At 69.6% G+C, this 20,451-nt stretch carries 17 protein-coding genes and 1 tRNA gene; 16 read left to right on the top strand and 2 right to left on the bottom strand.

The window, feature by feature from the left end:
• Positions 1 to 20: 20 nt before the first annotated feature.
• The 3 genes from ABZ862_RS27030 to ABZ862_RS27020 all read left to right on the top strand — a co-directional run bounded on the left by ABZ862_RS27030 (position 21) and on the right by ABZ862_RS27020 (position 2,699).
• Positions 21 to 479, top strand: coding sequence for a hypothetical protein (locus ABZ862_RS27030; protein WP_360963040.1), 459 nt, complete (start codon positions 21 to 23; stop codon positions 477 to 479).
• A 57-nt stretch (positions 480 to 536) separates the two neighbouring features.
• Positions 537 to 1,376, top strand: coding sequence for a transposase family protein (locus tag ABZ862_RS27025; protein ID WP_360963037.1), 840 nt, complete (start codon positions 537 to 539; stop codon positions 1,374 to 1,376).
• Positions 1,377 to 1,571: 195 nt separating this feature from the next.
• Positions 1,572 to 2,699, top strand: coding sequence for a tyrosine-type recombinase/integrase (locus ABZ862_RS27020; protein ID WP_360963034.1), 1,128 nt, complete (start codon positions 1,572 to 1,574; stop codon positions 2,697 to 2,699).
• 131 nt (positions 2,700 to 2,830) lie between these two features.
• Here ABZ862_RS27020 and ABZ862_RS27015 read toward each other — a convergent pair whose 3' ends face one another.
• Positions 2,831 to 3,028 (bottom strand): hypothetical protein, encoded by a 198-nt coding sequence (locus tag ABZ862_RS27015; RefSeq protein ID WP_360963031.1) that lies wholly within the window; start codon positions 3,026 to 3,028, stop codon positions 2,831 to 2,833.
• Positions 3,029 to 3,332: 304 nt separating this feature from the next.
• On the opposite strand from ABZ862_RS27015, the gene ABZ862_RS27010 reads away from it, so the two are divergent.
• Positions 3,333 to 4,088, top strand: coding sequence for a hypothetical protein (locus ABZ862_RS27010; protein ID WP_360963028.1), 756 nt, complete (start codon positions 3,333 to 3,335; stop codon positions 4,086 to 4,088).
• 143 nt (positions 4,089 to 4,231) lie between these two features.
• Here ABZ862_RS27010 and ABZ862_RS27005 read toward each other — a convergent pair.
• Positions 4,232 to 4,303 (bottom strand) — tRNA-Arg (locus ABZ862_RS27005).
• A 130-nt stretch (positions 4,304 to 4,433) separates the two neighbouring features.
• Here ABZ862_RS27005 and ABZ862_RS27000 point away from each other — a divergent pair.
• From ABZ862_RS27000 to prmC, 12 genes are all read left to right on the top strand, one after another.
• Positions 4,434 to 4,925: a response regulator gene (locus ABZ862_RS27000; RefSeq protein WP_360963257.1), complete on the top strand. Its 492-nt coding sequence runs from the start codon at positions 4,434 to 4,436 to the stop codon at positions 4,923 to 4,925.
• A 185-nt stretch (positions 4,926 to 5,110) separates the two neighbouring features.
• Positions 5,111 to 6,103 carry an ArgS-related anticodon-binding protein NrtL gene (gene nrtL, locus ABZ862_RS26995; RefSeq protein ID WP_360963025.1) on the top strand — a complete coding sequence of 331 codons (993 nt, stop codon included), beginning with the start codon at positions 5,111 to 5,113 and terminating at the stop codon, positions 6,101 to 6,103.
• A gap of 165 nt (positions 6,104 to 6,268) precedes the next feature.
• Positions 6,269 to 7,660: a diaminopimelate decarboxylase gene (lysA, locus tag ABZ862_RS26990; RefSeq protein ID WP_360963022.1), complete on the top strand. Its 1,392-nt coding sequence runs from the start codon at positions 6,269 to 6,271 to the stop codon at positions 7,658 to 7,660.
• 293 nt (positions 7,661 to 7,953) lie between these two features.
• The gene (locus tag ABZ862_RS26985) at positions 7,954 to 9,243 is read left to right on the top strand and encodes a homoserine dehydrogenase (RefSeq protein WP_360963254.1); all 1,290 of its coding nucleotides are present in this window, start codon (positions 7,954 to 7,956) and stop codon (positions 9,241 to 9,243) included.
• A 6-nt stretch (positions 9,244 to 9,249) separates the two neighbouring features.
• Entirely contained in the window at positions 9,250 to 10,308 is a 1,059-nt protein-coding gene (gene thrC / locus ABZ862_RS26980) for a threonine synthase (RefSeq protein ID WP_360963019.1), read from the top strand.
• A 469-nt stretch (positions 10,309 to 10,777) separates the two neighbouring features.
• Positions 10,778 to 11,695, top strand: a complete 918-nt coding sequence (thrB, locus tag ABZ862_RS26975; RefSeq protein ID WP_360963016.1) for a homoserine kinase — start codon at positions 10,778 to 10,780, stop codon at positions 11,693 to 11,695.
• Positions 11,696 to 12,100: 405 nt separating this feature from the next.
• On the top strand, positions 12,101 to 14,227 hold the full coding sequence (gene rho / locus ABZ862_RS26970; protein WP_360963014.1) for a transcription termination factor Rho: 2,127 nt from the start codon (positions 12,101 to 12,103) through the stop codon (positions 14,225 to 14,227).
• Between the two features lie 208 nt (positions 14,228 to 14,435).
• Positions 14,436 to 16,301 carry a trypsin-like serine protease gene (locus ABZ862_RS26965; protein ID WP_360963011.1) on the top strand — a complete coding sequence of 622 codons (1,866 nt, stop codon included), beginning with the start codon at positions 14,436 to 14,438 and terminating at the stop codon, positions 16,299 to 16,301.
• Positions 16,302 to 16,543: 242 nt separating this feature from the next.
• Positions 16,544 to 17,704, top strand: a complete 1,161-nt coding sequence (locus ABZ862_RS26960; RefSeq protein WP_360963009.1) for an LCP family protein — start codon at positions 16,544 to 16,546, stop codon at positions 17,702 to 17,704.
• Between the two features lie 269 nt (positions 17,705 to 17,973).
• A complete protein-coding gene (rpmE, locus tag ABZ862_RS26955) occupies positions 17,974 to 18,198 on the top strand; it encodes a 50S ribosomal protein L31 (RefSeq protein WP_190206740.1) in 225 nt (74 codons plus the stop codon).
• Between the two features lie 117 nt (positions 18,199 to 18,315).
• Positions 18,316 to 19,392, top strand: a complete 1,077-nt coding sequence (prfA, locus tag ABZ862_RS26950; protein ID WP_360963006.1) for a peptide chain release factor 1 — start codon at positions 18,316 to 18,318, stop codon at positions 19,390 to 19,392.
• 187 nt (positions 19,393 to 19,579) lie between these two features.
• Entirely contained in the window at positions 19,580 to 20,425 is an 846-nt protein-coding gene (gene prmC, locus ABZ862_RS26945) for a peptide chain release factor N(5)-glutamine methyltransferase (protein ID WP_360963003.1), read from the top strand.
• Positions 20,426 to 20,451: the final 26 nt, after the last annotated feature.

Here is a 20,451-nt window from a genome sequence, read left to right as displayed (position 1 = left end):
CGGGTTCGTAGGCTCGCGGGATGACGGAGATCAGCGAAGTCGCCGAACGCGTCGCCGCCCGTCGGGCCGAACTCGACGAGGAGGAGAAGCTCCTGGTCGAACGACTCGAGGACGTCCGGGCGGAGCGCGAGGATCTCGCTGCGGCGATACGTGTATGGGAGCGCATGCACGCTCAGCTGGAGACGGAGAAGGCCACCGCACAAGCGGTGCCCGCGCAGGTCGCCGGCCGTGGCGTGCTGCTGGTCCCGCACCGCGGGACCGGAATCGACGAGGAGGCGCTGCCGCCGGACTACCAGCGGATCATGAAGATCGTCCGGGAGGCAGGCGGCCCGGTACGCGTCAAGGACGTCGGCCGCCCCCTGGGCCTTGAAGTCGAGGTCAAGGGGCGACTGGAGCCACTGCGTGGGAAGCTGACCAAGCTGTCCGGCCGGGGCTGGCTGCGCAAGCTGCCCGACGGGCGCTTCCAGCTCACGCCGTAGAACCGGCACGAGGCCGTAACCGGCGTGCCCCCGACGGCCGTTGACTCCGACGTGTGCATGAAGAAGATCAACGAGCCCGCCGGGGACACCGGCTTCCCTGTCTACCAGTGCCGCCTGCCGGTGTCCCGGAAAACCACCGAATACTGCGCCGGCCTGCTCCGCCGCCACATCAAGGAGATCGGCTCACGGTGGCGCGTCCTGCCGCCCGGACAGATCGTCGTCATCGTGCTCGCCGTGCTCCGCCACGACCAGCGCATCGCCGACATGGCCGGCGGCAACCGGGTCGGGGACACGACCATACGGCGCTGGAGAGATGAGCTGATTGCTCTGCTCGCGGCCCGTTCCCCGCGCCTGGACCGCGCCCTGAAGAAGATCGCCAGGAGGGGCGGCGAAGTCGTTCTGATCGACGGCACCCTCATCCCCACCGGTCGCCGCACCGGACGCGACGACCGGCCCAACTACTCGGGCAAGCACCACCGCCACGGCCTGCACTTCCTCGCGCTCACCGACGAGAAGGGCCGCCTGCTCTGGATCTCCGCGTCCCGGCCGGGACGCACCCACGACGCCACCGCCGCCCGCCACGACAAGATCGTCGAGCACTTGCGGGCGGCCGGCCTCGGTGCACTCGGTGACCTCGGCTTCATCGGCGTGGACAAACCCGAGAACCCCGACGACCTGGTCATCGTCACCGGCTACAAGGCCACCCGCTGGCACAAGCTCACCCCGGGACAGAAGCAGGCCAACCGCGTCCTGGCCGCTGGACGTGCCCCCGTCGAACACGGCTTCGCCAACCTGAAGATGTGGCGCACCCTCACCAAACTCCGCACCGACCCCGCCCGCGCCACCGGTCTCCTATGGGCCCTGCTCGTACTCACGAACCTTGAGGTCAACCGCTGACGGATGATCAAGAGCGAAGACAGCCGCCCACGACCAGGGCGAGTACGCCCCTCAGCGATCACACCACCCCGCTGACCTACAAATTCAAGATGGCGGGGCTTCACGGATGGTCTGCCTGAATCCGAGGTACGGGCAGAGGCCAGTGCGGAGCAAGCTCGTGAGGAACTGCCTTGGTTCGCGTTCTGTCGCGAGTACATGGCGATGCGCTGGCCGACCGCTGCTGCCAAGACCCGTGAGGGCATCGCCGACGGGCTCGCCGCGGTGACGCTGGCGTTGGTGGAGCAGGAACAGAAAATGCCGTCACCGGAAGAGCTGCGCCTCGCCTTCCGGTGGGCGGTCATTCCCAAGAACGCCGAACTGGACCCGCCGGAGGAACTTGAGGACGCCTATCGGTGGATATCCAAGAAATCACTTCTCGTCTCCTCGCTGGAAGACCCGAAGATTCTTCGCGATGTTCAGTATCGGATCTCCTTCAAACTGGACGGTACCCCCGCGGCGGGGGAGACCTCGCGACGCCGTCGGCGCGCTCTCAACACTGCGGTTGAATACGCCATCGAGCGCAAGCTTCTGGCTGAGAACCCGCTCACCGCAATCAAGAGGGTGAAGAGTGGTTCATCGGATCGTGTGGACCCCCGCGTTCTCGTGAACAAGACGCAGGCTGCGCAACTCCTCGCCTCGGTCTCGTACGTCGGGACATGGGACCGCAAGAAGGGCCGGCGCCTGGTGGGCTTCTACGCGGTCATGTACTTCGCCGGGCTCCGCCCGAGTGAGGCTGTCGGCCTCAGGAAGGCTGATTGCTTCCTCCCGGAGAAGGGGTGGGGCGTTCTGACGCTTCACGACACACACCCCGTGTCGGGCAAGCAGTGGACAGACAGCGGAGAGCGCCACGACAAGCGCGGCCTGAAGTCCAGGGAGGCCAAGGAAGACCGGCCTGTCCCGATCCCCCCGCCGCTCGTGGCCATGCTCCGCGCCCACCTGAAGGACTTCGGCACGGCCAAGGACGGGCGGCTCTTCACGAACGAGCGGGGCGGTCTCGTGGGCAGCAGCACCTATTGGCGCGTGTGGCGGGACGCTCGGGAGTACGCACTCTCGCCGGACCTTCAGGCTTCCATCCTCGGGGGCCGGCCGTACGACCTGCGGCACACCTGCATCACAACGTGGCTGAACGCCGGCGTGCCCGTTGCGGAGGTTGCCCGGCGGGTCGGCAACTCGCCCGAGGTCATTCACCGCGTCTACGAAGGGTGCATCTACGGTCAGGAGGAGGCCATGAACAAGAAGATCGAAAAGGAACTCGACTGGCCAGAAGGTGCAGGCGGCGACTGAGTCTCCCTCTGGTGCCGATGCAGGGAATGCCGGGCTGCGAGCCGTTGCCGGGCGTTCCCTGCTTGGCGGGCGGAGCGTGCCGTGCCTTGCGGGCCGTAGTGATCAAGGCGGAGTGACCGTACATCCGTCGATCAACCGGCAACGAACCTTCGAACTGTGATCCCAAGCGTGGCGGCACCGATGAAAGCCGCGCCACCTGCTCCCAGTGCCGCTGATACCTGCGTGCCGGTGCTCCAAAAGATGCCTGTAGTGGCAGTGGCGATGGTCAGGGCGACGGTCATGATGATCGCTGCCCAGAGGCCGCGGAGTGACATGTCGGTGTTGGCCATGGTGCGTAGTTCCTCTCGAACGGGTCCAGGGGGTCGCTGCGGCTAGCGAACTGGTAAGTGGGCTAGCTACATGAAGAACCTTCGCAGGAGGTAAAGTCGCAGGTCAAATGGCCTGTGATGCGTTTGTGAAGGAGGATAAGAACGCTAACGCAGGCTTCGTTAGCCTCTTTGGCCATGGCTATTGCGCTGCTGTGCTGCTGTAGTTTGACGACCATGGCGGAATCCTTATAAGGAAGAACGCCCATGACCCCCATGACCCCAGTACCCCCACACCCCTGTTTCTCCTGCAGGAAGGCAAAAGATCTTGGAAAATCTCGACTTGCGCGCCGAGGCGGAAGAGCTTTTGCGGGGAGCGGCGGCAAGGTCCAAGCGCACCGGCAACGTGCCGTTTCCGCCGGAGTTCGTCACCGCCAAGGCAGGGCAAGAACGCCCCGCACCGTTGGCTCGCATGATTCAGGGTGGCCGAGGAGGCTCTGTCAGGCTTCGGCTCTACATGTGCATCACGATGATGGCTACGAGCAAGCCCTTCGATCTCAAGGCGCCACCCAAGCCGAAGTCATGGGCGAAGTTGCTGGCACTGGACCCGCCAACCGGTGATCGGAACGTGGTGCGCAACCTGAAGTGGCTCGCGGACAACAAATTCATCAAGCTCACCCCCCGTTGGGGCAGTCCGCCTGCGATCACGCTGTGCAGCGCCGCTGGGAACGGGCGTGAGTACGTCCGCCCCATAGAGCAAGGTCGGTACATCGGCGTACCTGTGGAGTTCTGGACAAGAGGCTGGGTGCTGGAACTGTCGCCGACGGCGATCGCGCTCCTGCTCGTTCTCATGGATGCGCTGGGCGGGCACAGCGAACCCCAGTACGTTTCGACGGAGAAGCGCCGGCTCTATGGCCTCTCTTCCGACACCTGGACCAAGGCGACCAAAGAGCTGCGGGGGTATGGCCTTCTGACCGTGAGGCGAGAGCCGCAGGGGAGTTTCTTCGACTACGAACGGTTGAGGAACCTCTACTGGCTTGACGTTGATCGGCTCAAGGAGCCGCCTGAGCCGTCTCCGAGTTGAGGTCAGGCGGTCCCATCTATCGCAGGTCTATCGCGATCGACGCGCAGCAACGATAAAGAGCCGGACTCAGTGAGACTGAGTCCGGCTCTTTGTTCAAGGCATCTGCGCTGGTCAACCGCATGATTGTGCTGGTTGAGGCGAAGTGCCCCCGGCAGGATTCGAACCTGCGCACACGGCTCCGGAGGCCGTTGCTCTATCCCCTGAGCTACGGGGGCGTCTGGCGTTGAGCGCTTGCTCGCGGCGACGGGTAGAACACTACCAGCTCCGGCCGGGTGTTCATGAACGGTTTAGGGGTGGCCCGGTGGGTCAGCGGGGGGTGGGGTCGTACCTCGTACGGGGGTGGAAGTGGGGAAAAGCCGGACGCGGTGGCCGGGTCCGACCTACTCTCGAGTTGTGCCAGGCGCGTCGGGTCGGGTGCTTGTTGTGGACGACAACAAGGTCATCCGCCAGCTGATCAGGGTCAATCTCGAGCTGGAGGGGCTCGAGGTCGTGACCGCGGTCGATGGTGTCGAGTGTCTGGAAGTCGTCCATCAGGTGCGGCCCGACCTCGTCACCCTGGATGTGGTGATGCCCCGGTTGAACGGGCTGCGGACGGCTGCCCTGCTGCGGGCCGATCCCCGGACCCGGGATCTGCCGCTCGCGATCATCAGTGCGTGCAGTCAGTTCGAGGTCGAGAGCGGGCTCGATGCCGGTGTCGATGCGTTTCTTGCCAAGCCCTTCGATCCCGCCGAGCTGGTTCAGCTCGTTCGGCGTCTTCTTGAGGGAGGGGCCCGGCGGGGGGTCGGCGGGTGTGATGTGCCTCGGGAGGCTGCTCCTGAGTCGTCCGCCTGGTCCTGACCTCTGGTCCTGACGCCTGGGTCTGGCGTCTGGTCCTGAGGGGCAGTGGGCTCTGCCCCGGTTTTCGGAGCGCTGTTCTGTGGATCTTCGGCTCTCTGTGCCTTCGGGGCTCGGGGGCGTCCACATCGCGGGAAGCCCGCAAACCCGCTCGCTTTTCTCCCCCTCTCCTCCCCTACGCTGGGTCCGTGACCCCCGTCGAGCTCTCGCGCATCGTGCTGCATGCCGTGCGTCGCGCCGTCGTCGAAGGGGAGCTCAGTGTGGAGGTGCCCGAGGACGTTGTCGTGGAGGTGCCCGGGCCCGGGGGGTGCGGGGACTACGCCACCAACGTCGCCCTCCAGCTCGCCCGCCCCGCCCACCAGCCCCCCCTCCGCGTCGCCGAGATCCTCCGCTCCCGTCTCGCCGCCGCCCCCGGAGTCGCCCGCGTCGACGTCACCGGGCCGGGGTTCCTCAACATCAGCCTCGACACCGGCACCCGTACCGCCGCGGCCCGTGCCCTCGTCGGCCGGATCCGCGCCCAGGGTCACGCCTACGGGCACAGCGACACCCTCGCCGGGCAGGTCGTCGAACTCCGCGTGCCGTACGAGGTGCGTGCCGAAGTCGTCGCCGACGCGCTCGTACGCATCGTCGGGTCGCAGGGCGGGCGGGTCGAGATCGGGCACGGTGAGCCGGTGAACCTCCGGCCCGTGCCCTCGCCCGAGGATCCCGCCCCTCTCGGTGCCGACGCCGCCCGCTGGGCCCTGCTGTATCCCGCCCCGCACGACCGGCCGCGGATCACCGCCGACCATCTCGTGCAGCGCGAGGCCAATCCGCTCTTCCGCGTCCGTTACGCCCACTCCCGCACCCGGGCCCTGCTGCGCAACGCCGCCCGCCTCGGCTACACCCCCGACAGCGAGCTGCCCGGCACGGACACCGGGGGCGCCGACGGCCTCGTCGCCGCCCTCACCGCCCACCCCCGCGTCCTCGCCGCCTCGGCCACCGACCGTGCGCCCCATCGTCTTGCCCGGCATCTCGTCACCCTCGCCGATGCCGTGCTCGCCCTCGCGCCCACCGTCCTGCCCTTCGGCGACGAGAAACCCTCGGCCGCCCACCGGGACCGGCTCGCGCTCGCCGACGCCGCCGGGACGGTGCTCGCCGGTGGCCTCTCCCTCCTCGGCATCGACGCCCCCGATCACCTCTGAGGGACGGGCGCGCCGCCGGTCGTACGGGCCCATGGCATGCCCAGGCGGCCGGCGGGCATATCCGCCGACCTTCAAAAACACCGACACCACAGACACCACAGACATCAAAAACATCACAAACATTACAAACATCGCCGAGACAGACGAGAGAGCAGCCCCGCCACCATGAGCCGTTCCGCCCACCCCGCCGGACCCCGTCACGCCGACGTCCTTCCCGAGGGTCACTACTCCGCCCCGCCCACCGACCTCAACACCCTCGACCCCAAGGTGTGGGCCGAGACGGTCAGCCGCGGGGCCGACGGTGTCGTCAGCGTCGGCGGGGTCGACGTGAAGCGGCTCGCCGAGGAGTTCGGCACCCCCGCCTACATCCTTGACGAGGCCGACTTCCGTGAGCGGGCCCGTGCCTGGCGTACCGCCTTCGGGCCCGGCGCCGACGTCTTCTACGCCGGCAAGGCGTTCCTCTCCCGTGCCGTCGTGCGGTGGCTGGAGGAGGAGGGGCTCAACCTGGACGTCTGTTCCGGGACCGAGCTCACCACCGCCCTCTCCGGCGGGATGCCCGCCGAGCGCATCGCCTTCCACGGCAACAACAAGACCGCGCGGGAGATCACCACCGCCGTCGAGGCCGGGGTCGGGCGGATCGTCCTCGACTCCTTCCAGGAGATCGTGCGCGTCGCCCACATCGCCCAGGGCCTCGGCCGGCGGCAGCGCGTGCAGATCCGGATCACCGTCGGTGTCGAGGCGCACACCCACGAGTTCATCGCCACGGCCCACGAGGACCAGAAGTTCGGGATTCCGCTCGCCGGCGGGCAGGCCGCCGAGGCGGTGCGGCGCGCGCTGATGCTCGACGGGCTCGAGCTCATCGGGATCCACTCCCACATCGGGTCCCAGATCTTCGACATGTCCGGCTTCGAGGTCGCCGCCCATCGCGTGGTCGGGCTGCTGCGCGACATCCGTGACGAGCACGGGGTCGAGCTGCCCGAGATCGACCTCGGGGGCGGGCTCGGCATCGCCTACACCAGTGACGACGATCCCCGCGAGCCCTACGAGATCGCCAAGGCCCTCACCGAGATCGTCACCCGGGAGTGCGAGCGCGCCGGCCTCCGTACGCCCCGGATCTCCGTCGAGCCCGGGCGCGCCATCGTCGGGCCCACCGCCTTCACCCTCTACGAGGTCGGCACCATCAAGCCGCTGGAGGGGCTGCGGACGTACGTCTCCGTCGACGGCGGGATGTCCGACAACATCCGGACCGCCCTCTACGACGCCGAGTACAGCGTCTCCCTCGTCTCCCGGGCCTCCGACGCCGAGCCCATGCTCGTCCGCGTCGTCGGCAAGCACTGCGAGAGCGGGGACATCGTCGTCAAGGACGCCTTCCTGCCGTCCGACCTCGCGCCCGGCGACCTCATCGCCGTACCGGCCACCGGTGCCTACTGCCGGTCCATGGCGAGCAACTACAACCATGCCCTCCGGCCGCCCGTCGTCGCCGTCGACGACGGCCGGGCCCGTGTCATCGTCCGCCGCGAGACCGAGGAGGATCTCCTCCGTCTCGACGTCGGGTGACAGCAGGGGACGGTGAAGGACTCCGGAGCGTCGAAGATCTTCCGTTTTCCGGCTCCGGGGAAATGAAATACATGTCTCACCATCCGGACCGGGCACAAAAAGCCCGGTCCGGTGAGTGAGACTTGTTGCATCGAAGGACCATGTCCGCGCGGACCACTCACCGGGTGTGCCAGAGTCATCTGTGCAGGCGGTACGAGCGGAACGGGAACGGGACGGAACGGGACGGCGGCAGCGTCAGGCGGCCGCTCACGCCGTATGACGGTACAGACCGTATGAGGAGACGAGGTCGGATGATGCGTACGCGTCCGCTGAAGGTGGCGCTGCTGGGCTGTGGGGTTGTCGGCTCAGAGGTGGCGCGCATCATGACGACGCACGCCGACGATCTCGCCAACCGGATCGGGGCTCCCGTCGAGCTCGCCGGTGTCGCCGTCCGGCGGCCCTCCAAGGTGCGGGAGGGCATCGACCCCTCCCTCGTCACCACCGACGCCACCGCCCTCGTCAAACGCGGCGACCTCGATGTCGTCGTCGAGGTCATCGGCGGTATCGAGCCCGCCCGTACGCTCATCACCACCGCCTTCGAGCACGGCGCCTCCGTCGTCTCCGCCAACAAGGCCCTCCTCGCCCAGGACGGCGCCGCCCTGCACGCCGTCGCCGAGGAGAACGGGCGGGACCTCTACTACGAGGCCGCCGTCGCCGGTGCCATCCCGCTCATCCGGCCGCTGCGCGAGTCCCTCGCCGGGGACAAGGTCAACCGCGTGCTCGGCATCGTCAACGGGACGACCAACTTCATCCTCGACAAGATGGACAGCACCGGCGCCGGGTACCAGGAGGCCCTGGACGAGGCCACCGCCCTCGGGTACGCGGAGGCCGATCCGACCGCCGACGTCGAGGCGTTCGACGCCGCCGCCAAGGCCGCCATCCTCGCCGGGATCGCCTTCCACACCCGCGTGCGGCTCGACGACGTCTACCGCGAGGGCATGACCGAGGTCACCGCCTCCGACTTCGCCTCCGCCAAGGAGATGGGCTGCACCATCAAGCTGCTCGCCATCTGCGAGCGGGCCGCGGACGGCGGGTCCGTCACCGCGCGCGTGCATCCCGCCATGATCCCGCTCAGCCACCCGCTCGCCTCCGTGCGCGGCGCCTACAACGCCGTGTTCGTCGAGTCCGATGCCGCCGGGCAGCTCATGTTCTACGGGCCCGGCGCCGGCGGCGCCCCCACCGCCTCCGCCGTGCTCGGCGACCTGGTGGCCGTCTGCCGCAACCGGCTCAACGGGGCCACCGGACCCGGCGAGTCCGCCTACGCCGCGCTGCCCGTCTCGCCCATGGGCGACGTCGTCACGCGCTACCACATCAGCCTCGACGTGGCCGACAAACCGGGTGTCCTCGCCCAGGTCGCCACCGTGTTCGCCGAACACGGCGTATCCATCGATACCGTTCGGCAGCAGGGGAAGGACGGCGAGGCGTCCCTCGTCGTCGTCACGCACCGCGCCTTTGACGCCTCCCTCTCCGGGACCGTCGACGCGCTGCGCAAGCTCGACACCGTGCGGGGTGTCGCCAGCATCATGCGGGTTGAAGGAGAGTAACCAGCAATGACCCATCAGTGGCGCGGAATCATCGAGGAGTACCGGGACCGGCTTCCGGTGTCCGACAGCACGCCGGTCGTGACGCTCCGCGAAGGCGGTACGCCCCTCGTACCCGCGCAGGTTCTCTCCGAGCGCACCGGGTGTGACGTTCATCTCAAGGTCGAGGGCGCCAACCCCACCGGGTCCTTCAAGGATCGCGGCATGACCATGGCCATCAGCCGGGCCAAGGAGGAGGGTGCCCAGGCCGTCATCTGCGCCTCCACCGGCAACACCTCCGCCTCCGCCGCCGCCTACGCCGTACGGGCCGGGATGGTCTGCGCGGTGCTCGTACCGCGCGGCAAGATCGCCATAGGGAAGATGGGCCAGGCCCTCGTCCACGGCGCCAAGATCCTCCAGGTCGACGGCAACTTCGACGACTGCCTCGACCTCGCCCGCGCCCTCAGCGACAACTACCCCGTCGCCCTGGTCAATTCGGTCAATCCGGTGCGTATCGAGGGGCAGAAGACGGCCGCCTTCGAGATCGTCGACATGCTCGGCGACGCGCCCGACGTCCATGTCCTGCCGGTGGGCAACGCGGGCAACATCACCGCGTACTGGAAGGGCTACAAGGAGTACGCCGCCGACGGCATCGCCTCCCGGACCCCGCGCATGTGGGGGTACCAGGCGTCCGGCAGCGCGCCCATCGTGCGCGGCGAGGTCGTCAAGGACCCGTCGACCATCGCCACCGCCATCCGCATCGGCAACCCCGCGTCCTGGCAGTACGCCCTCGCCGCGCGCGACGAGTCCGGCGGGCTCATCGACGAGGTGACGGACCGTGAGATCCTGCGCGCCTACCGGCTGTTGGCCGCCCAGGAGGGCGTCTTCGTGGAGCCCGCCTCCGCCGCCTCCGTCGCCGGTCTGCTGAAGGCCGCCGAGCAGGGCAAGGTCGATCCCGGCCAGACCATCGTCTGCACCGTCACCGGCAACGGGCTGAAGGACCCCGACTGGGCCGTCGCCGGCGCACCGCAGCCGGTCACCGTCCCCGTCGACGCCGCCACGGCGGCCGAGCGCCTCGGCCTCGTCTGACCTGACCGCCACCCCGGTCCCGGCCGAACGCCGGATCCGACGGCAGGTCCGAGGGCGAGTCCCGACGGCGGACCCGACCGCGGATCCGACGGCAGGCTGAAGTCCGGAGTACGGCTGAGGTAAGGACCGAGCACGGCACGAGGGGTGCACAAGAGGCCGGCGACACGCATCGTGCGCCTCCTGTGCGCCCTATGTCGTGAGGGAACCTTCCTTCGATAAGCTGTACTCAACCCGCCCGCCGCACAGGCCGCCGCCGCGTCCGTACCCGTCCGGACCCGGGCGCGCACGGTCGCATCCGGCCCGGCGCCGCGCTGCCCCCGCGTCGCCGCCGCGGGCGAGAGGCCGTCGTCCCATGCCGGCCGTGCCGCATTCCCCGTTCCCAGCCCCGATCCCCGGTTCCCGCATTCCGCTCCACGCATTCCGATCGTCAAGAATCACGCAGCTCAAGCTCAAGGAGAGTCAACGAGCGATGGCCGGTCCAGCGTTCCGCGCCGCCGCCGTACGGGTGCGCGTCCCCGCCACCAGCGCCAATCTCGGCCCGGGCTTCGACGCCTTCGGCCTCGCACTGGGGCTCTACGACGACGTCGTCGTCCGGGTGGCGGACTCCGGGCTGCACATCGACATCGCGGGAGAGGGCGGCGAAACGCTGCCGCGTGACGAAAAACACCTGCTCGTACGGTCCCTGCGCACCGCCTTCGACATCCTCGGCGGACAGCCGCGCGGCCTCGAGATCGTCTGCGCGAACCGCATTCCGCACGGCCGCGGCCTGGGCTCCTCCTCCGCCGCCATCTGCGCGGGCATCGTCGCCGCGCGTGCCGTGACCATAGGCGGCGACACGAAACTCGACGACACCGCGCTGCTGGAGCTCGCCAACGAGATCGAGGGCCACCCCGACAACGTCGCCGCCTGCCTGATGGGCGGGTTCACCCTCTCCTGGATGCAGAGCGGCGCCGCCCGCGCCATCAGGATGGAGCCCGCGGGTTCCATCGTTCCGGTGGTTTTCGTCCCCGGGAAGCCGGTCCTGACCGAGACGGCGCGCGGACTGCTCCCGCGCACCGTGCCGCACGTCGACGCCGCCGCCAACGCGGGCCGTGCCGCCCTGCTCGTCGAGGCCCTGACCAGGCGCCCCGAGCTGCTGCTGCCCGCCACCGAGGACCGTCTGCACCAGGAGTACCGCGCGCCGGCGATGCCGGAGAGCGCCGCGCTCGTCGACCGGCTGCGCGCCGACGGCGTCCCCGCCGTCATCTCCGGTGCCGGACCGACGGTGATGGCGCTGGCCGACGAGGCCACCGCCGACAAGGTGCAGGCCCTGGCCGGTCCGGAATGGGCCGCGAACCGGCTCGCCCTCGACATGCGGGGAGCGAGCGTGCTGCCGCTTGCGTCCTGACACCCGAATGCCGGATGTGGAGAGGGGGAATGTTTGTTGGATCCGGTAGTGTTAATCTCAAGTCTGCACCCGACCCCACCATGGCGAGGTGCTTGTTGTCCCCGTCCGGGACAGACATTCTTCCGGGAGCTCCCCAAGCCGCACTGTGTTCCGTACGTCGTATCCGGGCAATATGCCGTACGCGCGCACTGAACGGCCCACAGGGCAGCACGCTCCGGAATCGGTGCGACCCCACCACGTGACACCGGGTGTCACGACTCGAGGTGGCGCCATCACCAGATATCTCTTCCGCCGTTCAGGCGGACCACCGCACCGGCTTGGTTCACCGAATCAGGACCGAAGCCGGACAGCACAACCGGTCGCCGAGCCAGACAGGCCGACGTCCGCTCCAGGGAAGGACCCTTCGTGAGCGACACCACCGATCTGATGGGCGCACGTGTCGAGGAGACCGCTGCCGCGCCCGCCACGGACGCCTCCGCGCCTGCCACCGGTGCCGGCTCCCGGCGGCGCCGTGGCACCGGACTCGAGGGCATGGTGCTGGCCGAGTTGCAGCAGGTCGCATCCGGCCTCGGTATCAGGGGCACCGCGCGTATGCGCAAGAGCCAGCTGATCGAGGTCATCAAGGAGGCCCAGGCCGGCGGCGCCCCCGCCCCCAAGGCGACGGCCGCGGGCGACACCGCCGAGGCCAAGCCGAAGCGCCGCGCCACCTCCAAGACCCGTACGGGTGACTCGGCCGCCGCGGCCCCCGCCGAGCAGGCCGCCGCCGCGCAGCAGATCGAGATCCCCGGCCAGCCGTCCCCCAAGGCGTCCGCCGCCGAGCAGACCGCCGCCGACGAGGCCGCTCCCGTCGAGCGCCGCCGGCGCCGCGCCACCGCCGACGCGGGCAGCCCCGCGGGCGGCGCCTCCGGCAGCGCCGAGACGATCGCCGCCGAGGCCAAGACGGAGGCCAGGAACGAGCCCAGGGCCGAGGCGCCCGCCCAGCAGGCGCAGACCCAGACGCAGCCCCAGACCCAGGCGCAGCCGCAGGGCGACGCCGGTGAGGGCGCCGAGGGCCGCCGCCGTGACCGCCGTGAGCGCGGCCGGGACCGTACCGACCGCGGGGACCGCACCGACCGTGCCGACCGCACCGACCGGGACCGCGGTGACCGCGACCGCCGGGGCGGCAAGGGCGACGAGCAGCAGGGCCAGGCCGGTCCGGGCGGCCAGCGCCCGCAGCAGGGCCAGCAGCAGGGCGGCCGTCAGGACCGCCAGGACCGTCAGGACCGCAACACCGGTCCGCAGGACGACGACGACTTCGACGGCGGCCGGCGCGGCCGTCGCGGGCGCTACCGGGACCGCCGGGGCCGTCGCGGCCGTGACGAGATGGGTCCCGAGCCGCAGGTCGCCGACGACGACGTCCTGATCCCCGTCGCGGGCATCCTGGACATCCTCGACAACTACGCGTTCATCCGCACGTCCGGCTACCTGCCGGGGCCGAACGACGTGTACGTGTCCCTCGCCCAGGTCCGCAAGAACGGGCTGCGCAAGGGCGACCACGTCACCGGCGCGGTCCGCCAGCCCAAGGAGGGCGAGCGCCGCGAGAAGTTCAACGCGCTGGTCCGCCTGGACTCCGTCAACGGCATGGCGCCCGAACACGGCCGTGGCCGCCCGGAGTTCAACAAGCTGACCCCGCTCTACCCGCAGGACCGCCTCCGCCTGGAGACGGACCCGGGTGTGCTGACGACCCGGATCATCGACCTGGTGTCGCCGATCGGCAAGGGCCAGCGCGGTCTGATCGTGGCCCCGCCGAAGACCGGCAAGACCATGATCATGCAGGCGGTCGCCAACGCGATCACCCACAACAACCCCGAGTGCCACCTGATGGTCGTCCTCGTCGACGAGCGTCCGGAAGAGGTCACCGACATGCAGCGGTCGGTGAAGGGCGAGGTCATCTCCTCGACCTTCGACCGTCCCGCCGAGGACCACACCACGGTCGCCGAGCTCGCCATCGAGCGCGCCAAGCGCCTGGTGGAGCTGGGTCACGACGTCGTCGTCCTGCTCGACTCGATCACGCGTCTGGGCCGTGCGTACAACCTCGCCGCCCCCGCCTCCGGCCGCATCCTGTCCGGTGGTGTCGACTCCACGGCCCTCTACCCGCCGAAGCGCTTCTTCGGTGCGGCCCGCAACATCGAGGACGGCGGCTCGCTGACCATCCTCGCCACCGCCCTGGTGGACACCGGGTCCCGCATGGACGAGGTGATCTTCGAGGAGTTCAAGGGCACCGGCAACATGGAGCTCAAGCTCGACCGGAAGCTCGCCGACAAGCGCATCTTCCCCGCGGTGGACGTCGACGCGTCCGGTACCCGCAAGGAGGAGATCCTGCTCGGCAACGAGGAGCTGGGCGTCGTCTGGAAGCTGCGCCGGGTGCTGCACGCGCTCGACCAGCAGCAGGCGATCGAGCTGCTCCTCGACAAGATGAAGCAGACCAAGTCGAACATCGAGTTCCTGATGCAGATCCAGAAGACCACTCCGACACCTGGAAACGGCGACTGAGCCGGTCTCATTTGGCCTGAATTTGCCTCAACGGCCGTCTAATCGGCTTCGGTTGGGACATGGTCGCCGACTAGGCTAGGCACAGCCTGCACACAGGCCGCCCGGTACGCAGCTGTTCGCAGCTGTAACATCGGGCGGCCTTTCGGCGCAGTACGGAGGGGCGCCCTCTGCGCGCCCCCCTGAAACATGTCTCAATGGGGGGACTCTCTTGTCCACAGCCACGTCCGGCACGGCTCGCCACAGACGCCGGATACGCTTCGCGCTGCCCCTGGCCGGGGCCGGTGTCGCCGCGGCCGTCACGGCGGCGCTCCTGACCTCGACCGCGAACGCGGCCCCGGCGCTTCCCAAGCCGACCGCGAAGCCCACCGTCCAGGGCTCGCCGTCGCAGACCGAACTGAAGCGGCGCGTCGCCGGTGCTCTCACCCAGGACGACGTTCCTGGCCGGACGACCTCCAAGGCGTCGTTCAGCGCGGCCACGTCCGGCAGCACCGGCACCGGCACGTCGAGCGGCACGGTCAGCCCGTACATCATCGGCGGCAGCACGACCACCATCAGCTCCGCGCCCTGGATGGCGCAGCTCTGGTACTACGACGACAAGGGCACCGCGTCCACCACCGACGACATCGGCTTCTTCTGCGGTGGCTCGGTGATCTCGCCGTCGAAGATCCTCACCGCCGCGCACTGCGTCAAGGGCTACAACTGGAAGGCCAACGGCGCGATCATCACCGGCACCGACCAGCAGCCCACCGACGACGGCGCAGGCGGTACGGACCTCCACGGCGGCCAGGCCACCGGTCTGCTCCGGCAGTGGAACCACCCGTCGTACAGTTCGACGACGATCAACAACGACATCGCCGTGCTCACCCTGGCCGTCCCGGTCAAGGCCACGCCGATCCGCATGGTCACCTCCGGTGACACCGCCTCCTACGCGGCCGGCACCTCCGGGAAGCTCTACGGCTGGGGCCGTACCAGCTCCACCACGCAGGACATCTCGCAGACCCTGAAGACGGCCACGCTGCCGATCCAGTCCGACACCACCTGCTCGGGCGCCTACGGCACCGGGACCGTCAAGTTCGTCAAGGGCCACATGGTGTGCGCCGGCAAGCCCGCCACCGGCAGCGACACCGGCACCACCACCGCCTGCAACGGTGACTCCGGCGGACCGCTCGTCGTGAACGGCCGGATCGCGGGCGTGGTCTCCTGGGGCGTCACGGACTGCGTGGCGAAGGGCGCCTACAGCGTCTTCACCAAGGTGAGCTCGTACGTCGGCGCGGCCTACCCGCAGGCCGACGACAGCAACCTGAGCTACTACGACAACAAGGCCGACGTCTTCCTGCGCAACTCCTCCACGAAGACCGGCTACGAGAAGGACTCCAAGGGCACGTCCTTCGGCACGACGACCAACCTGGGCAGCTGGAGCGCCGTCAACCTCTACACCCAGAGCGATCTGAACCGGGACGGCTACCAGGACGACATCTACCGGGTCGGCTCCACCGGTGACGTCTACTGGGACCACTTCGTGATCAACTCGGCCCGCACCTCGGGCTCCTGGGTCACCTCGAAGCTCTTCTCCAACTGGAAGACCCGCACCCGGATCATCACCCCGGGCGATGTCACCGGCGACTACAAGCCCGACCTGCTGTCCGTCGACTCCGGCGGCACGCTGTGGATCTACCCCGGCAACGGGAACGGCACCTTCGGCACGCGGGTCTCGGTCGGCACCGGGTGGAGCCAGTACAACGCGGTGGTCGGGCACGGTGACTTCACCGGCGACGGCAAGGCCGACCTGCTCGCCCGCAAGTCCAGCACCGGCGACCTGTACCTCTACAAGGGCACCGGCAAGACCGGCAGCGCCGCGTTCTCGGCCCGGATCAAGGTGCGCAGCGCCTGGACCGGCTACAACCGCCTGGCCGCCGTGGGCGACTTCACCGGCGACGGCAAGGCCGACCTGCTGGCCCGGACGACCGGCGGCACGCTGTACCTGTACCCGGGCACCGGCTCGGCGAGCAGCACGATCTTCGGCACCCGCGTCTCGCTCGGCACGGGCTACCAGAAGTACGACCTCATCGGCTGATCGGGTCACCGCTCACCCCGGAGTGCCCACCGCCCCCAGGCGGTGGGCACTCCGCGTTCCACGGCCTTCCCGGCGGCCCTCGTGGACGCTCCGGGACCTCCGGCCACGCTGTGCAACCCTTTCCCGAGTTTCGCCGTCTGACCCGTCGGGGTGACGATGGTGCCGTGCGCCGATGTCGCCCGCACCGGGCCTGACCCTGAACGCAGGGGGTAACCGACCGGAGACACAGAACCGAGGAGCGCATGTCTGCCGAGAGCACGCCGGAACCCGGCATAACGGGGGAGAACGGCACCAGTGAGGGCCCCGGTCACCGAGTGAGCGGCTCGCGCCGCAAGGCCCTGAGGATCATGGCCTGGACGGCGACGGCCGTGGTCGTGATCGGCGGCAGCGGGGCCGCGTACCTGTGGTTCAGGCTCAACGGCAACATCAGGACCGTCGACATCAACCAGGCGCTCGGCACGGACCGGCCGCAGAAGGCCGACAACGGCTCCGAGAACATCCTCGTCCTCGGCTCCGACAGCCGCTCCGGCGGCAACAAGAAGCTCGGCGGGGGCACCGACGACGGCAGCGCGCGCTCCGACACCGCGATGATCATCCATGTGTACAAGGGCCACAAGAAGGCGAGTGTCGTGTCCATACCGCGCGACACCCTCGTCGACCGGCCGCGGTGTACGGACACCGGCGGCGCCACCCACCCGGCCGCCTCGCACGTCATGTTCAACGAGTCGTACTCCACCGGCGGCGCCGCCTGCACCGTCAAGACCGTCGAGTCCTTCACCGGGCTCCGGATGGACCACTACCTCGAGGTCGACTTCAAGGGCTTCCAGAAGCTCATCGACGAACTCGGCGGCGTCCAGGTCACCACCACCCGGGACATCGAGGACCCGCAGAGCCACCTCGACCTCAAGGCCGGCACGCACACCCTCGACGGGCAGCAGGCCCTCGGACTGGTCCGCACCCGGCACGGTGTCGGCGACGGCTCCGACCTCGGCCGCATCCAGCTCCAGCAGGCGTTCGTGAAGGCCCTGGTCGACCAGGTCAAGCACATCGGCATCCTGGGCAACTACAAACAGCTGCTCGACCTCGGCGACACCGCCACCAGTGCCGTCACCACCGACTCCGACCTCGGCTCGGTGAACTCCCTGATGTCGTTCGCCTACGGCCTCAAGGGCATCAGCTCGTCCAAGATGAAGATGATCACGATGCCGGTGCGGTACGACCCCGCGAACCCGAACCGCGTGATCGTCGCCGAGGCGCAGGCCAGGCTCGTCTGGACCGCCCTGGAGAACGACCTGCCGATCCCGGCGGGCGCCACCAAGGGCACGGCCACGGGCGAGGCCAAGGGCGTGGTGACGTCGGCCACACCCGTGGCGTCGGGCAAGGCGACGGCCTCCGCCCGGTAGGACCGCGCGGCACCCGCGGCAGGACCCCGCAGGACCCGCGGCGGCACCCGCGGCAAGGCCCCGAGCAGGGCCGCAGCAGGGCCGCGGCAGGGCCCCGGGCGAGGCTCCCCGGACAGGCGGCGAGGTCCCGGAGGCCCTGGGAATACCACAGGGCCGTCCCCGGTTTTGGGGGATACGGCCAGTCCTGGCAGACTGGTACGTCGGCTCCGGTTCACGCCCCCGCATCCCGCGGCGGCGACCCGGCGCCCTCCCGAAATCTAGGAGACACCTTGAAGCGCGAAATCCACCCCGAGTACGTCGAGACGCAGGTCAGCTGCACCTGTGGCGCGTCGTTCACCACCCGCAGCACGATCCAGTCCGGCACCATCCGGGCCGAGGTCTGCTCCGAGTGCCACCCGTTCTACACGGGCAAGCAGAAGATCCTCGACACCGGTGGCCGAGTGGCCCGCTTCGAGGCCCGCTTCGGCAAGGCTGCGGCCGGCTCCAAGAAGTAGCGAGTCCCAGACCGCCGGTCCACGGCGGCACCCCTGCCCGGGGTGCCGCCGGGACCGGCGTTTTTGGTCACCCGCCCTTCCCCGCCACCCGCAGCAGCACCACTCAGGAGCCCCCAGATGTTCGAGGCCGTCGAGGAACTCGTCGCAGAGCACGCCGACCTGGAAAAACAGCTCGCCGACCCGTCGGTCCACGCCGACCAGGCCAACGCGCGCCGGCTGAACAAGCGCTACGCCGAGCTCACCCCGATCGTCGCCACGTACCGCTCCTGGAAGCAGACCGGCGACGACGTCGAGACCGCGCGCGAGTTCGCCGCCGACGACCCGGACTTCGCCGCCGAGGTCAAGGTGCTGGAGAAGCAGCGCGAGGAGCAGACCGAGAAGCTGCGCCTGCTGCTCGTGCCGCGCGACCCCAGCGACGACAAGGACGTCATCCTCGAGATCAAGGCGGGCGCCGGCGGCGACGAGTCCGCCCTGTTCGCCGGTGACCTGCTGCGCATGTATCTGCGCTACGCGGAGCGCGTCGGCTGGAAGACCGAGATCATCGACGCCACCGAGTCCGAGCTGGGCGGCTACAAGGACGTCCAGGTCGCCGTGAAGACCAAGGGCGGCCAGGGCGCCACCGAGCCCGGCCAGGGCGTCTGGGCCCGCCTCAAGTACGAGGGCGGCGTGCACCGCGTCCAGCGCGTCCCGGCGACCGAGTCCCAGGGCCGCATCCACACCTCCGCGGCCGGTGTCCTCGTCACCCCCGAGGCGGAGGAGGTCGACGTCGAGGTCAACCCCAACGACCTGCGCATCGACGTCTACCGCTCCTCCGGACCCGGCGGCCAGTCCGTCAACACCACCGACTCCGCGGTGCGCATCACCCACCTGCCCACCGGCGTCGTCGCCTCCTGCCAGAACGAGAAGAGCCAGCTCCAGAACAAGGAGCAGGCGCTGCGCATCCTGCGCTCCAGGCTGCTCGCCATCGCGCAGGAGGAGGCGGAGCGGGAGGCCGCCGACGCCCGCCGCAGCCAGGTCCGCACCGTGGACCGCTCCGAGAAGATCCGCACGTACAACTTCCCGGAGAACCGCATCTCGGACCACCGCGTCGGCTTCAAGTCGTACAACCTCGACCAGGTCCTCGACGGCGAGCTCGACGCGGTCATCCAGGCGTGCGTCGACGCGGACTCGGCGGCCAAACTGGCGGCCGCCTGACCACCGGCCCCGGCCGGGCCCCGGTCCCGGGACCGGCCCGGTCGCGGCCCGGACCCCCGGCCCCGGAGCGACCGGTCCCGGACCGGCCGGACCCCGCCCGCCCCCACTCGCCCCCCACTCGCCCCCACCCCCCGCACCCGCCCGGCCCCGGCCGGATCCCTCGTACCGGACACTTCGGAGGACTCGCGTGAACCTGCTGCTCGCAGAGGTGGCCCAGGCCACCCAGCGGCTGGCCGACGCCGGCGTGCCCTCGCCGCGCACCGACGCGGAGGAGCTCGCCGCGTTCGTGCACGGGGTCAAGCGGGGCGAGCTGCACTCCGTCAAGGACTCCGACTTCGACGCCCGCTACTGGGAGGTCATCGCCCGGCGCGAGCAGCGTGAACCGCTGCAGCACATCACCGGGCGGGCCTTCTTCCGCTATCTGGAGCTCCAGGTCGGCCCCGGGGTGTTCGTGCCGCGGCCCGAGACCGAGTCGGTGGTGGGCTGGGCGATAGACGCGGTCCGCGCCATGGACGTGGTCGAGCCGCGCATCGTCGACCTGTGCACCGGCTCCGGCGCCATCGCGCTCGCCCTCGCCCAGGAGGTCCCGCGGTCCCGCGTGCACGCCGTGGAACTGTCCGAGGACGCCCTCGTCTGGACCCGCAAGAACATGGCCGACTCCCGCGTCGACCTGCGCCAGGGCAACGCCCTCGACGCCTTCCGCGACCTCGACGGCCATGTCGACCTGGTCATCTCCAACCCGCCGTACATCCCGCTCACCGAGTGGGAGTACGTCGCCCCCGAGGCCCGCGACTACGACCCCGAGCTCGCGCTGTTCTCCGGCGAGGACGGCCTCGACCTCATCCGGGGCATCGAACGCACCGCGCACCGGCTGCTGCGCCCCGGTGGGGTCGTCGTCATCGAGCACGCCGACACCCAGGGCGGGCAGGTGCCGTGGATCTTCACCGAGGAACGGGGCTGGGCCGACGCCGCCGACCACCCCGACCTCAACCGGCGGCCCCGCTTCGCCACCGCCCGCAAGGCGCTGCCGTGACCACCCCCCAGACCTCATTCCCCCAG

This window comes from Streptomyces sp. NPDC047000 (assembly GCF_040644295.1).
Lineage (GTDB): Bacteria > Actinomycetota > Actinomycetes > Streptomycetales > Streptomycetaceae > Streptomyces.
This window is presented reverse-complemented; position numbering and strand designations above follow the sequence as displayed.